The organism is Cupriavidus sp. GW821-FHT02F09, assembly GCF_059421605.1.
On the sequence record NZ_JBWKVH010000001.1, the window covers coordinates 118979 to 132541 of the forward strand.

Consider the following 13563-nt stretch of genomic DNA (forward strand, 5'->3'; position numbering starts at 1 on the left):
GTCGCCGCTATTGATTGTGGTGCGTCGCACCAGTTTCAGTACCCCGCCGTAGAGGGGAGGGCTGAGCGCGTTGCGGCGTGGGCTATATGGCGACGAGGGAGATAGCGCCGGCTGGGCATCCGGAAAGAATCGCCCCAAGCAGGAGAGTGCTGGGGCATTACGTGATAGCGGGTGACTTCGCCGTGCACGTTGGATGCTGGCTGCTAAAGCCTGTGCCAAAATCGGGATTTCGGCGATGAGGAAGGAATGAAACGATGACTGCAAATCGCAGCACCAGTCTGGATATCCGAAGGCTTTCCCCGGCGGAATGGCGGCAAGCTTTTCCTGTCATCACGCAATTGCGCTCGCTGGATGAAGCCGAGTTCCTGCGCCGAGCCCGCCGGCAATCGCATTCTGGCTACGAGCTTGTTGGCGCTTTTCAAGGCAGCAAGCTTATCGGCGTGATGGGGATGCGGCCCGTCCATACGTTGGCGCGCGGGGCACACCTGCACGTCGATGACCTTGTGGTCGATGCGCAAGCGCGGGGAAGTGGTGCCGGTCACGCCCTGATGGCATATGCGGAAGCCGACGCGCGTGCGCGCGACATGACTGCGGTGTTTCTCGACGCACGGCCGGAGGCCATTCCCTTCTATGAGCGCGAGAGCTATGTCCTCCATCCTGCTCCCTCGATGAAGAAAGTGCTCCGATCCTCCTAGTGGCCATTCCATGGAGGTAGGCAGGCGTGTCGGGTCCTCGACGCCAGCCGCCAGAGCATGATCAGCCTCTTATGCTCCTGGGGTCCCGCCCGTAGCTATTCCGCGTGCGGATCTGGCCATCCTGGCCGTGCACCAGGAGTTCCACCTTCTCGCGCTGTGCAATCGCCGTCGCGGCTTCCACCGCTTCTTCCTGAGTGAGGAAGTGTGCTCTTTCGCCCTTTGCCCCCTCGTGGATGATGTCCCACCCGTCGCCATGAGGCACGACGTGTACGTTGCGTTGCGGTATCGAATCCATGGTTGTCTCTCTGAGCAGTGCGCTACTGCTGTTTTAGGGGATGTTCTGTCCGCGGGATGGCGGGAGGTATCCGATATTTCGTCTGGACATCGGATGTCGCGCTATTTTTCCGGCTGTCCGACCAATACGTCGAGCGGGACGCGCAGCGCCGCCGCCAAGCTCTGGAAAACCTCCGGGCTGCCATCGCGTTTGCGGTTTTCTATCTGGCTAAGGTAGGGCTTGCTAAGGCCTGCCGCTGTCGCCAGCGCATCCTGGGTCATGCGGCGATATTCCCGCCATGCCTTGACCGGGTTATCCCCGGCGAGTTCGGCGTCCAGGATGGCGGCGGGGATCCGAAAGGTGTTGTCTTGGGCCTTGGCGTGGTCTGGCAGCGTGACATCGCCCGGATCCTCGACCCGGTGCTTGATCCGCTCCCACACCTCAATAGGCACTACCGCGAACTCGGGGTGGCCGTCACGTTCGATGAACTGAATATTGATCATGGAAAGGCACCTCCTCGATGGGCGTTCCGCGGCATTTGCGGGCATGGCTTGGGCGGCCGGGCCGATTGCCTGGTGAACGCGATCGTGTGCATCTTCATGTTAGCCATTGCGGCTAACAATTGTGCAAATATTGTTTGCTGGTTGCCGTCGCACCCGATGCGCGGAACCTTGATCTTTGGCCGGCGTCGCAACCCGTCAACCCGTCAACCCGTCAACCCGTCAACCCACCAAAACGTCCTCGCCCACGATCGCATCAATCTCCGCATACGACCAGTCCGACTCCTCACCCACCGCCAGCTCCAGATCAATCCATGCGCGCTTGATCAACGGCTCAGCCCCCAGCCCGCGTCGCGAAACGACCCGGATCAACCGTCCGCCGCGCGCTTGTATGAACTCAGCCTCTGCTTGCGTGGACACATCGGGGACCACAACATCGCGGCCATCGAGCCGGGCCAGCGTTTGCGCGAAGTACCTGACCAATACATCCGGATCCATCGGCGCACGGTTCCATGATTCCCGAAGCGTGCGCAGCAGTTGGGCAGGTGACTTGCCCAGCGCCGGGATGACGTCATGGAGTTTGGCCAGGCCGAAGTATGTCTCATGGATGCCCGCACAGGCCTGGATCATGTGGCGCAGCGGGGCGTCGAAGGTGATGACGTGGAAGGCGTGGTTCCCGCAAGCCAGGTAGTTCGTGATGAGGTCCTGGCCGGAGCCCGGGCGGCCGCAGAGTCCTATGAGCATGAAGTTTCCTTGGTCGTGCAGCTTCAGGGAAGTCGATGCCAAAGATTACCTATGGGTAATTAAAAAGGCAAGCTCGACGGGTAATCGAGATGCCCCAAGAGGATCGTGCGGAGCGCGGGGTGATACATCCTGCAAGCCGGAAGTCGCGCTGATCTCAGCTTGCGGACGTTTTCTTGCGTGGCTTGGCGGGTGTTTGTGTGCCGCTTTCGTGAACGGCGTTGCTGGCTTGCTTGAATGCCGTGCTTCTCCCGTCGGTCTTCAGCACGCGGGCAGTTTTGGTGCTTTTCTTGTATTTACGCACCGATTGCACGGCTTCGACCTGCGTGATCAATTCGATGGCCGCGAGCATCCTGTCGATGTCTTCGTTGCGCAAGCCATTGATCAGGCGGGCGAATCGGGCGGCTATCTCGGGCGGCAGGGATTCTTCTTTTGGGGGTGCGGCGGCGTCGTGCGCGTCGCCGTCCAGCCATAGGCGAGGCAGGCCGAGCTTGGCTTCGATGTCGCGTGCGAGATGTTCGCCGATGCGTTTTTTTCCGGCTTTGCCTGTGTCCGAGAATATGCGGGAGAAGTATGAGGGGTCGCGGTCTAGCCGGTCTGACAGGCGCGCTATGGAGCCGCCAAACTGTTCGGCCATGATCTGGGCTAGGCGCTGTTGACGCGTATCTTGAATATCCATGGCCCATTAAACCTGTGCATTACCTGAAGGTAAATTTTCTGTGGGTACTTCAAATTCAATGACTAATGGGTAATTTAATGGGTGGTTTATGCATCAGGAGGCGCTTTCCGGCCATTGATGAATGGCGTGAGAGGCTGGCCGGGGTGCCGGGGATTCTGCCGGTGTGTCATTGCCCTGAGGTATCGCTTCGCCAGCCACCGGCCTGGCGTGGATCAGTAACACTCGATACGGTTGCGGCCGCGTTCCTTGGCGCGGTAGAGCGCCCCATCACTGCGCAACAGCGATAGGTCCGCGCTGGGATCGGCGGCATGCATGAGGGCAATGCCGACGCTGACGGTCAGCGTGACGATCTGGCTGCCGTCAAGCAGTGGGGTTTCCGCGATCTGATGCTGTACACGCCTGGCGAATCGTGTCGCCGCATCAAGGCTCGCATCGGGGAGCACCACGGCAAATTCTTCGCCGCCGATGCGGCCGGCGAAATCGTGCTTTTGCAGCGCATTGCGCAGCAGCGTCGCGAAACACCGCAGGGCGTGGTCGCCCATGGCGTGGCCCCAGGTGTCGTTGATGGCTTTGAAGTGGTCGAGGTCAAACGTCAGGACGGCGGCAGGGCGGCCGTCGGTGCGCTGGATCCGGGCGAGTTCCTGTTCGATCCGCACGACGAAGTGACGGCGATTGGGTAGTTGCGTCAGGAAATCGATAGTTGCAAATTCCTGCAGTTCTCCCTCGATGCGCTTGCGCTCGGTCACGTCTGTGATAAATCCGTGCCATAGCGTGCTGCCGTCCTCGAGCCGCCGGGGGCGCGCGTCGCCTTGCCGCCAGCGCAGCCCTTGCCTGGGCAGTTCGACGCGGTACTCGAGGTGCCACGGCTTCAGGCTCGCCGCGGATGCGTGAAGCGAGGCGCCGTAGGCTTCCAGATCGTCGGGGTGGATGACGGCATGGATGGGGGCTGTGCTGGCGGCTACCTGTTGCGGCGTGAGTTCGTAGATATCGGCGATGCCGGCGCTGGCGTAGGGGAGGAAGGATTCCCCCGTCGGCAGCAGGCGATGCTGGAATACCAGTCCCGGGACTTCGTTGGTCAGGCTGGTGATCAGGTCGACGGTTTGCTGCAGTTCTTCGGAGAGTGCCTGGATGGCCGTGATATCGGTGGTGGTGCCGATCATGCGCAGCGGCTCGCCGTTGCTGCCGCGGCTGACTACCTTGCCGCGGCTGGATATCCATTTATAGCTGCCATCCTTACAGCGGATCCGGTGATCCACTGCATAGCTTTCCGTCTCTTGGTTGAAGTGGGCTTGCATGGCGGCCTGGACGTAGGCGAGGTCGTCGGGATGGACGCGGGTATAGCTGTCTTCGATCCGGTTGGTGATCTCGGACGCTTCATAGCCGATGATGGCCTTCCAGCCGGCCGAGTAGTGGATGCTGCCCGCCTGGACATCCCGGTCCCAGACGCCCGTGCCGCTTCCTGCGATGGCCAGCTCGAGCCGCTTTTCGTTTTCCGCTAGCCTGCCGGTGTCGTCGTTCAGTTTGCCTTGGGCCAGGTCGCGCTCGATGATGGCGACCGCCATGCCGGCAAAGTCTTGCAGGAGGCCACGCTCCGCCTGGTCCAGTTCGCGTGATCCGGCGTCGAACAGCCAGAAGGCGCCAAGCTGGCCGCCGCTCGATGTGGTCAAGGCGCACGCCGCATGAAAGCCCATGCATAGGCCGTCGACGAGGATGGGAGCGTCGCCAGGATGCGCATCATGGGGCACATCATGCAGCGTAACCAGCGCAACCGGGACCTTGAAGAGATGCTGTGCGAGGCGTGTCAGCGCGTCAAACCGCTCTTGCTGCAATGCGGCTTTCAGGTTCAGCGGCTTCGAGGTGTCGATGCGGTCATGTCTGGTTTCAGCTTCGGTAGAGGCCCGCATATCCAGGTCAAATGACAATTGACGTTAGCCCGAAGGTGTTGATCGTGCAGCCAGCGCTGCAGTTATGCACGGCTGCGCCAATACTATCAGACGGATCGGCCCGCGGCGGGGTCTGCTAAGGGTTGTCGGCGAAAGGCAACTCTCCCTGTGCCGGCAGCGCAGCTGGCGCCAGTTCGCCCGCGGGTGTCAGCGCGCTGACCCTCACGCCCAGCAATCGGATCTTCCGGTCCAGCGGAACGCGTTTGACGCATTCGGTGGCGGCGCGCCGCAACTGTGCGGCGTCCGCCGTCGGGGCCAGCATGCTGAGGTCGCGGGTGACGGTGTGAAAGTCGTCGTAGCGCAGCTTGACCCCGATGGTGCGGCCCACATAGCCCTTGCGGCGAAGGTCTTCCGCCAGGCGCTGGCACAGGCCGGTGAAGACTTCGGAAAGGGTCTGGCGGTCTTGCTTGGGGTGCAGATCGCGCTCGAACGTGGTTTCCCGGCTCATGGATTTGGGCTCCGAGCTGGTGACCACCGGGCGTTCGTCATGGCCTTGCGCGATCTCGGCTAGCCAGGCGGCGTAGCTGCGGCCGAAATGGCTCTGCAGCATGCCCAGGTCCGCGCTGGCGAGGTCGCCGACCGTGGCGATGCCCAGCGTTGCGAGTTTCTCGGTGGCCTTCGGGCCGATTCCGTTGACCTTGCGCACGGGCAGCGGCCAGATGCGCAGTGGCACATCGCTGGCTGCCAGCAGGGTGAGCCCGTCGGGTTTGTCGAGTTCGGAGCCGATCTTGGCGAGGAGCTTGTTGGGGGCGATGCAGATGGAGCAGCTCAGTCCCGTGGCTTCGCGCACCGCTTGCTTGATGCGGGTGCCGATGTCGGCGGGCTCTCCCGGCACGTCGCTCAGGTCGATGTAGATCTCATCGATGCCCCGGTCTTCGATTTCGCTGGTGAAGGTGGCGACGGCAGCCTTGAACAGGCGGGAGTAGTGCCGGTACGAGTCGAAATCCGTGGGCAGCAGGATGGCGTCGGGGGCGAGTTGCGCGGCCTTCATCATGCCCATGGCGGAGAACACGCCCAGCGCGCGGGCTTCGTAGGTGGACGTGGTGACGACGCCGCGCCCGGCGTAGTCGCGCAGGCGGGCAAAGCGCCGGCTGCCGTCGGGAAGTATCTCGGGTACCGCATTTCGTCCACCACCGATCACCACTGGCTTGCCGCGCAACTCCGGGTATCGCAATAGCTCGACGGACGCGTAGAACGCGTCCATATCCAGGTGGGCGATGCGGCGGGGTGCAGATGACATGGCGTCAGTGGGTTACTGTATGCATATACAGTATATCGAATTCTGCCGACAATACCGCTGCGCCCCGGTCGCGCTACCAGCGATGCACGTAGGTGGCCGTCATGACGATGCCCGCCGCGGGCAGGTGGGAGGTGTTGTTGCTGTTGCGCAGCAACTGGCTGTAGAGCGGGTAGTAGTAGCGGTTGAGCAGATTCTGAATGCCCACTGTGATGGTGTCCTTCTTGCTGACCTGGTAGCGGCTGATGAGGTCCAGCGTGGTGTAGCTGGCCACATCGCGCCGCCCAAAACTGTCGGCGCCGATGAGCCGGTAGTCGTGTCCGGCGAAGAAGGTGGCTTGCAGGCGGTGGCTCCAGGCGGGCGTAGGCCGGTACTGCACGTACCCGGTGAGCTTGAGGGGCGGGATGCGGTAGCCGCTCATCTGCTGGCTCGGGCTGCCTTGCGGGGTTTCGCGGCCGCGCATCAAGGTGAAGGTGCCGCCGGTGCCCCATTGCTCGTTGTCGGACAGGTAGTCGGCGGAGGCTTCCACGCCATAGATGCGCTCGGCGGTGCGGGTCAGGATCAGGCCGTTGTTGAAGCTCTGCACGTCGCCCAGGTTGGAGGTGGTGTAGAACACCGCCAGCGAGGTCAGGGTGTTGCCGAAGGCGCCGCGCCAGCCGAGCTCGTAGTTGTTGGTCTTGACCGGCTGCAGGTCGGAGGCGCCGAGATCGAAGCCGGCGCGCGCATTGCGTACCTGCAGGCCGATGTCGGGCAGGTTGAAGCCCTGGCTGAACGCGGCATAGAGCTCGTGCCCCTTGACCGGCTTGTACACCACGCCGACATTGCCCAGCAGCGCGGTGTAGTCGACCGAGCCGCCCTTTACCGTAGCCGGCTGTGCCAGGCGCGATTGCGACAGCGGCACGAAGTCGTTGAAGCGGGCGTTGGCGTACTGGTAGCGCAGGCCGCCCTCGGCCGACCACTGCGCGTTGAACTTGTGCTGCAACTGGCCAAAGCCGCCCAGGCTGCGCGTGGTGATCTGCGGCATGTAGGTGAGCGTGCCGGTCTTGTTGAAGACGCGGCCGCCGCTGGCGTCATAGGCCTTGGGATCGAAGATGTCGATCGGCATGTCGCTGCGTTCCTGCTCGAAGTCCAGGCCCCATACCAGGCGGGTGCGCTTGGCGCTGTCCAGCGGCGTCTTGATGGTGAGGCGGCTGCCGAACACGTCGGAGTTTTGCATGGACTGGTCGACATTGCCGCCGCGCGTGACGACCGCGCGCGCGTCGAAGGGCGTGAAGCGCGTGAAGTAGTCGCGGTAGTAGAGCTGCGCGCAGACCGCGCTGCCTGCCAGGTCCTTGTGCTCATATTCGAGATTGACCAGCGTGTTGCGGATCTGGTTCTGGTCGGCGAGCTGCAGGCCGCTGATGGCGCGTGCGGGCACGCTGCCCGGCGTCAGACGGGCTACCGATGGGTCGGAGGCGTAGTCGGTGTCCTGTGTGGCGTTGAAATGGCTCACCGCAAGCTGTACGCGCTGCTCGGGCGTCAGGCGCAGGCCGAGCTTGCCGCCGATGTTGTAGTTGTCCGACTGGAACAGGTCGCCCTGGCTGGGCTCCGGAGCGACGCGCTGGCCGCGCGCATCGTAGGCGCTGCCGATGCGGCGGGCACCGACGTCGAAGGCATAGTCGACCATCCCCTCGCTGCCGGAAACATGCTGCTGCAGCTGGCCGGACAATCCATCCGCGCGCAGCCGGGACAGCGGCGAGGTGAGTGAAAACGTGGTCTCCGACAGCGGCGGGCCGCCGGCCGGGCGCGTGTTGATGGAGACGATGCCCCCGGTGGCCCCGCCGCCGTAGATGGCGCTGCTGCCGCGCAGGACTTCGATGCGCTCGATCAATGCGGGGTCCACGTTGGCGAGGTTGCGCGCCGAGTCCCGGTTGGTGTTCAACGGAATGCCATCGACGAGGACCAGCATGCCGCGGCCCCGCAGGGTCTGGCCGAAATCGGTCACGGTATGGCTGGAGTCGGCCATGCCGGGAACGACCTTGGAGAGCAGGGTGGCGACGCTGTCGGAGCCGGTCTTCAGCGCATCGAGCTCCTCGCGGTCGATGACCGTGACTTGCCGCGTGGGGCGCATCAGGTCGCTGGAGGTTCGCGAGGCGGTGACTTCCACGGCTTCGAGCATCCTGGCGGCCTCCGGGGCGGGCGCGGTCGTCGTTGCCGGGGTGGTCAACGTTGTGGTGGCGGCGACCGGTGCGGCGGCACCGGCCTGGCCCACGGGCTGCAGCACGATGCCGCTGCCATTGCGCTGGTAGCGGATGCCGCTGCCCTTGAGCAGCATATCGAGCGCGGCTTCGGCGGGCATGCTGCCATGCACGGCCGGGGCTTGCTTGCCTGCCACCAATGCGGGCGTGAAGAACAGCTGGAGCGATGTTTGCCGGCCGAGCTGCGTGAGCGCGTCGGCCAGGGGCTGGGCACGGATGTCGATCGCCACCGGCGATGGCAAGGCTGGCTGGGCAGTTGCCGGCGTGGCAACGGCGCCGATCAGCGCGGCGGCCACGGTGGCCATCAGGAGGGGCCTGGCGCGTGCGTGGCGGGCCGGGATCTGTTGCTGCTTCTCAGGATGTTGCTGGTTCACGTCGGGTCTTCTCGGAGAGGCCGGATTGGCACAAAGGCACGCAGGCCCGCGGCGCGCGGGCACGTTCCGGGAGAAGACGAAACGCGGAGCAAAAACCTGAATCTAGCGTGAAAATATTTCCGTGCTGCCGTCGGGCAGGGTGCGCACGCCCACCGGCAGGAACTGCGGCAGGGCGGCGAGCAGGGCATCGGTATCGTCGGCGCGGAACACGCTGCTCAGCCGCAGTGCGCCGGTGCCGGCGTCGCGGATCCTGACCGGGCTGCGCCGATAGCGGGAGACCTCGGCGGCTACCAGCGACAGCGGCTGGTCCTTGAACAGCAGCTTGCCTTCGCGCCACGCCACGGCGGCGCCGAGATCGACCGTTGCCGCGGGCGCGACCCGGCCGTCGCCGGCAATGCGCGTGCCAAGGCCGGCCGACAGGCGCGCCGCAGACGCAGCTGCACTGCGCCCTTGTACGCTCACCGACCCGGATTCGACCGCGACCGTGACCTCGGCGCCGTCCCGGCGCACGTCGAAGCGGGTGCCGGTGACCGTGACGCTGCCACTGCCGGCATCGACCACGAAGGGCCGCTCGTTGGCGTGGGCGACCTCGAACATAGCCTCGCCGTCTGCCAGCGTCACAGTGCGCTGGCCTGGCTCGAATCGTACCGATAGCCGCGTGCGCGTGTTGAGCTCGACGACGGAGCCGTCGGGTAGCGTCACGCGTTGCCGCTCGCCAGGCGCGGTGCTGAAGCTGGCTGTGTAGTGGCTCGCATCGCTGGCCACATAGGTAGCCGGGCCGGGCGCGGCCTGCTGGCGCATGAGCCAGGCGGCGCCAACGGCCACCGCGCAGAGGCTGGCCAGTATGGCGGCGCGCAAGGCAGGTCCCGATCTCCGGGCGGCGGCGGCCGGTGCTGGGTCTTGCGCCAGGGCGCGCAGGCGCTCCGGGTCGAGCACGCCTGCCACTTGCCAGATGCGCTCCAGCGCGGTGTATTCGGCCCGGTGCATGGGGCTGGCGCCAAGCCAGGCCGCCATCTCAATGCGTTCTCGCTCGCTGAGTGAGCCAGCGCGGACGCGCGCAAACCAGCGTGCCGCGGCTTCACGGGGAGCGTCCGGCGGCGGCGTCGGCGTCATTGGCGTCATCGGCGTGCGGCCCCAGGGAGGGGCGCGGGCAAGGAGGAGGGGGCAGGAGCCTGGATCAAGGCGTGGTACTCAATGGGGTGCTTGCGGGCCGAGCCGGTCGCGCAGATGGCGCATCGTGCGGATCATGTGTTTTTCGACCATGTTCCTGGAGACCTGAAGGCGCTCGGCGATCTCTTGCTGGGAGAGCCCTTCAAGGCGTTGCCAGACAAAGACCTGACGGCATGCCAGCGGCAGCTCCGCCAGCGCCTGCTCGAGCGCGGCGGCGAGCTGGATAGCGTGGAGCGCGGCTTCGGGATCGCCGGAGCTTGCGTGATGCGTGTCGATGCTGTCAAGCGGGAGCGTCTGCCGGCCTCCCTCGCGCCGGAAGGCGTCAATGGCAAGGTGGCGGGCGGTCTGGTGCAGGTAGGCGCGGGGATGCTCGGGCGGGCTGTCCTTGCGCTCCAGCACCTTGAGCAGCGCGTCCTGAGTCAGGTCCTCGGCATCAAAGCGATTGGCGAGCTTGCGAGTCCAGGTGCCAACCAGCTCTTCGTAGTAGGCGAACAAGCCGAACGCGCGCGAGGGATGTGACGGCATGGCGTGCGCGCGGTTGCGGGTGGTTGCAAATGCGACGTATTATCATTTGCGCGGGCAATGTTCGTCAATAGCTACATTGAGTGGCGCGACAGAGCAGCAATACGGAGCAGCAACATGGCGCCCGCCCGCCGGCGCGAAAAAAAAAGCCCGCGAACTGCGCGGGCCTTTGAAAGCGCAGCCGGTGTAAGCGGATCCGGCTGGCTCGCGATTGTCGCAATGGCCGTCGGAATCTCTTTCCCCTCTGGCGATGGGATCAGCGGAGCAGGAAGGCGATATCGTCGACGCTGATCTGCCCCGGCGCGACGCCGCGGCGCTGCTGGAAAAGGATGTGCTGGAGGACCTGGCGGCGCTGCCTGGCGAAGACGGCCAGGTCGATGGTAATGCCGGCCCGGGCGTAATGCTCGACCAGCAGCTTGTAGGCACGGTGGCGCATCTGCAGGGCTTCGCCCTCGGCGCGCAGCCGGCCGGTGTCTTCGGGCGGCGTCACCTCGGCCCGGCGCAACGCCTCCATGGCGGCGGCGTGCATGTCGCGGTAGCGGTCCAGTTCGGTTTGCGTGGCGTGCAAACGCTCGCGCAGCGCGCGGACCTTGCGCTGCAGCTTTAATGTCATGCCAACGCCGTGCTCGATGAGGGCGACGGTTTCCAGCGCGTGGCTGGCTGCGGCGATCGTGTTTTTCCAGATGCCCCTGTCCGTCACCTCGACGTCCGGCGCCCACCCGTTGCTGGCTCCGCGCAAGCTTTTCATAAGACCCCTTGACCCTAGTGTTGATGTCAGGCGGACAGCTTTATGGTTGCCGTCCTGTCCTGGACCACGGAGATCGTGCCACCGTGGTTGTGATGCGAATCGTACGGTCTGGCCGTGCGCGGGCGAAGTAGAAGATGCTTAGATCTGGTTTTCCCAACACCTATGTCGCGTCATGTCTGTGCGGCTCGACACCAGGTCATCGGTAAGCGATATGGCAATGAGAAGCGGTCTTCTCCAGACTTGCTGATGGGATAGTTGCCCAATCCGGCGCAAATACGGCAGTCCCGCCTTCTATACCGTACAGAGGGCGGCGAATCGGACTAGGATACAGAGATGGCACTTAATTTTCCCAATCCCAGCCGGAGTTACGACCCATCCAGGCATTGCGTATGTTTTTGGGGCTACGACAGTTCGCGTGAGATCTCCTTCGAGGTCGACCGAGCGGTACTCTCCAACCTCAGCCCCGAACTGCGCCCGGACGAGCCTGCCGTGCTGGAGGCATTCGACCGCCACCGCGACCACATCCTGGAACTAGCACGCGGGCTTTATTCCCGCAGCCGGCAGAACAGGTACACCATCTCCTGACGGCGGCACGATCGCTGGCGATTCCGATCGTGAGGGGCGCTCGCCCGTCACGATGCCTTTGCCGTGCGAGGCGGCAGCGGTGCGGGTTCCGCCACCATCTTGTCCGCCGCATAGGGGCGCAGGAAACTACGCGCCAGTTCCGTATCCCGGCAGTTCAGCCAATCGTCCCAATCGGTGGGCGGCACGATCACGATCATCCTTTTTTCCTTGCCCGGCGCATGGAAGCGGCGCATCAACGGGTGGCGATCCGAGTTGATGGTCAGCATGGTGAAGCTGACGGCCTGCTGGCCATCCGCGCCTGGCCACGCGCGCCAGAGCCCCGCGATCGCCATAGGCGCGGCGTCCTTGAGCCGGATGCGCCAGCGCACAGCCTTGCCGGTTTCGTAGTTGGGCTCGTAGAAGCAATCCGCTGGCACCAGGCAGAACTGGCCGCTCTTCCAGGCGGCGGAGAAGGTTCGTTTTTCGGCCACCGATTCCGAGCGCGCGTTCGTGGTGTCGAACTTCGCCACGCCCGGTGGAATGCGTTTCCTGGGGACCATGCCGAAGGTAGCGACCAGGCATTGCCGCTGGCCATCATGGTCCGAGACGAGCAGCGGCGCCGCATAGTCGGGCCATGTTTCCGGCGGCCATTCCTGCGCCGGGCGGGTGACGCCAAATACGTCGCGGAGCAGGCCAGCCTGCGCGGGTGCGTAGTTGATGCACATGGGCTGCCTCCAGCGGGCGCCTCTTGCTAATGGGATTTACCAGTATGGAGGATGGGTGGGGAAGGCCAAAGCCCGGTACGGGCGAACGCCCGCTGATTGCCGAGCCGATGCGGTTGCGCGAGGCACGCAACCGGGCGCGGCCCGGCCGGCGCGAAGGTCAGCTTTCCTGCGCTTCCAGCGTGAAGCCGGCGCCGTCGTCCTGGCGCAGCATCGTCACCAGGGCCGGCATGGCTGCCTCCAGGGTTTCTTTCAGGCGCCACGGCGGGTTGACGATGAACATGCCGCTGCCGTGCAGGCCCAGCCCGCCAGCGACCGGGTGCTTGACGCGCAGGGTGACGTGCAGCCAGCTCTTGAGCGGCAGCTTTTTCAACTGCACCGGCAATTGCACGGATTCGCGGCGCTGCACTTCGGGATACCAGATCGCGTACATGCCGGTGGCAAAGCGCTGCAGGCAATCCTGCAGGCTGCGCACCACGCGGCCGTAGTCCTGCTTGTCCTCGTATGAGGGGTCGATCAGCACCAGCGCGCGGCGCGGCGGCGGGGGCAGGATGGCGTTGATGCCGGTGAAACCGTCGCCGTCGTACAGCATGACGCGGCGGCCGGCGCCACGGAAGTTGTCGCGCAGCACCTGGATTTCGGTGCTGTGCATCTCGAACAGGCGCAGGCGGTCCGCGTCGCGCAGCATCTGCCAGGCGAGCCAGGGCGAGCCGGGATAGTGCTTCAGGTTGCCGTCCGGGTTCAGCGTGCGTACCTGCTCCAGGTAATCCTCGACCAGCGTCGGCATGGGCCGCTTGGCGGCGGCGGCCTGCCACAGCCGGGCAATGCCGGTCTCGAACTCGCCCTTTTTCTGCGCGTAGGCGTGATCGAGCGCATACAGCCCGGCGCCAGCGTGCGTGTCGATGTACCAGAAGGGCTTGTCTTTCTGGCTCAACTGCTCCAGCAACTGGACCACGATGGCGTGTTTGAGAACATCGGCGTGGTTGCCGGCGTGGAAGGCGTGACGGTAGCTGAGCATGGCGAGGCGGGAAAAGGGCGTGCGGGGCGTGCAGGTGCCGGCCTGGAGGGGCCGGCGGCACAGGGCGCTATGCTACCATCGCCGGGCTTTGGGGCGGGCCGGCGGCATGCCGGAGGGCGCGCCTGGCGGGCGATTGCCG

General features: G+C 64.8%; 15 protein-coding genes. 3 read left to right on the plus strand and 12 right to left on the minus strand.

Going from position 1 to position 13563, the window contains the following annotated elements:
• Positions 1-254: 254 nt before the first annotated feature.
• The gene (locus AC07XB_RS00770; protein ID WP_492370669.1) at positions 255-695 is read left to right on the plus strand and encodes a GNAT family N-acetyltransferase; all 441 of its coding nucleotides are present in this window, start codon (positions 255-257) and stop codon (positions 693-695) included.
• A 61-nt stretch (positions 696-756) separates the two neighbouring features.
• Here the strand turns inward: AC07XB_RS00770 and AC07XB_RS00775 are convergent, their stop codons facing one another.
• From AC07XB_RS00775 to AC07XB_RS00795, 5 genes are all read right to left on the minus strand, one after another.
• A complete protein-coding gene (locus tag AC07XB_RS00775; RefSeq protein WP_492370668.1) occupies positions 757-990 on the minus strand; it encodes a DUF2188 domain-containing protein in 234 nt (77 codons plus the stop codon).
• 101 nt (positions 991-1091) lie between these two features.
• Positions 1092-1472 (minus strand): helix-turn-helix domain-containing protein, encoded by a 381-nt coding sequence (locus AC07XB_RS00780; RefSeq protein WP_492370667.1) that lies wholly within the window; start codon positions 1470-1472, stop codon positions 1092-1094.
• Between the two features lie 219 nt (positions 1473-1691).
• Complete coding sequence (locus AC07XB_RS00785) at positions 1692-2255, minus strand: hypothetical protein (protein WP_492370666.1); 564 nt, start codon at positions 2253-2255, stop codon at positions 1692-1694.
• Between the two features lie 112 nt (positions 2256-2367).
• Positions 2368-2889: a hypothetical protein gene (locus tag AC07XB_RS00790; RefSeq protein WP_492807564.1), complete on the minus strand. Its 522-nt coding sequence runs from the start codon at positions 2887-2889 to the stop codon at positions 2368-2370.
• Positions 2890-3101: 212 nt separating this feature from the next.
• Positions 3102-4451 carry a sensor domain-containing diguanylate cyclase gene (locus AC07XB_RS00795; protein WP_492828541.1) on the minus strand — a complete coding sequence of 450 codons (1350 nt, stop codon included), beginning with the start codon at positions 4449-4451 and terminating at the stop codon, positions 3102-3104.
• Between the two features lie 174 nt (positions 4452-4625).
• Here AC07XB_RS00795 and AC07XB_RS00800 point away from each other — a divergent pair, with 174 nt between their 5' ends.
• Positions 4626-4808, plus strand: a complete 183-nt coding sequence (locus tag AC07XB_RS00800; RefSeq protein ID WP_492828543.1) for a hypothetical protein — start codon at positions 4626-4628, stop codon at positions 4806-4808.
• A gap of 100 nt (positions 4809-4908) precedes the next feature.
• Here the strand turns inward: AC07XB_RS00800 and dinB are convergent, their stop codons facing one another.
• The 5 genes from dinB to AC07XB_RS00825 all read right to left on the minus strand — a co-directional run bounded on the left by dinB (position 4909) and on the right by AC07XB_RS00825 (position 11120).
• Positions 4909-6072 carry a DNA polymerase IV gene (gene dinB, locus AC07XB_RS00805; RefSeq protein ID WP_492807560.1) on the minus strand — a complete coding sequence of 388 codons (1164 nt, stop codon included), beginning with the start codon at positions 6070-6072 and terminating at the stop codon, positions 4909-4911.
• Between the two features lie 73 nt (positions 6073-6145).
• Positions 6146-8611 carry a TonB-dependent receptor gene (locus AC07XB_RS00810; RefSeq protein WP_492828621.1) on the minus strand — a complete coding sequence of 822 codons (2466 nt, stop codon included), beginning with the start codon at positions 8609-8611 and terminating at the stop codon, positions 6146-6148.
• 171 nt (positions 8612-8782) lie between these two features.
• On the minus strand, positions 8783-9793 hold the full coding sequence (locus tag AC07XB_RS00815; RefSeq protein ID WP_492807558.1) for a FecR family protein: 1011 nt from the start codon (positions 9791-9793) through the stop codon (positions 8783-8785).
• A gap of 78 nt (positions 9794-9871) precedes the next feature.
• Complete coding sequence (locus AC07XB_RS00820) at positions 9872-10375, minus strand: sigma-70 family RNA polymerase sigma factor (protein WP_492807556.1); 504 nt, start codon at positions 10373-10375, stop codon at positions 9872-9874.
• Positions 10376-10628: 253 nt separating this feature from the next.
• On the minus strand, positions 10629-11120 hold the full coding sequence (locus tag AC07XB_RS00825) for a hypothetical protein (RefSeq protein ID WP_492370660.1): 492 nt from the start codon (positions 11118-11120) through the stop codon (positions 10629-10631).
• Between the two features lie 333 nt (positions 11121-11453).
• Between AC07XB_RS00825 and AC07XB_RS00830 the strand changes: the two genes are divergently transcribed.
• Positions 11454-11705 carry a DUF1488 family protein gene (locus AC07XB_RS00830; protein WP_043345911.1) on the plus strand — a complete coding sequence of 84 codons (252 nt, stop codon included), beginning with the start codon at positions 11454-11456 and terminating at the stop codon, positions 11703-11705.
• A 47-nt stretch (positions 11706-11752) separates the two neighbouring features.
• Here AC07XB_RS00830 and AC07XB_RS00835 read toward each other — a convergent pair whose 3' ends face one another.
• Together AC07XB_RS00835 and AC07XB_RS00840 are read right to left on the minus strand one after the other, a co-directional pair.
• Positions 11753-12409 carry an SOS response-associated peptidase gene (locus tag AC07XB_RS00835; protein WP_492828547.1) on the minus strand — a complete coding sequence of 219 codons (657 nt, stop codon included), beginning with the start codon at positions 12407-12409 and terminating at the stop codon, positions 11753-11755.
• Positions 12410-12566: 157 nt separating this feature from the next.
• Positions 12567-13424, minus strand: a complete 858-nt coding sequence (locus tag AC07XB_RS00840; RefSeq protein ID WP_043345913.1) for a 23S rRNA (adenine(2030)-N(6))-methyltransferase RlmJ — start codon at positions 13422-13424, stop codon at positions 12567-12569.
• Positions 13425-13563 lie beyond the last annotated feature (139 nt).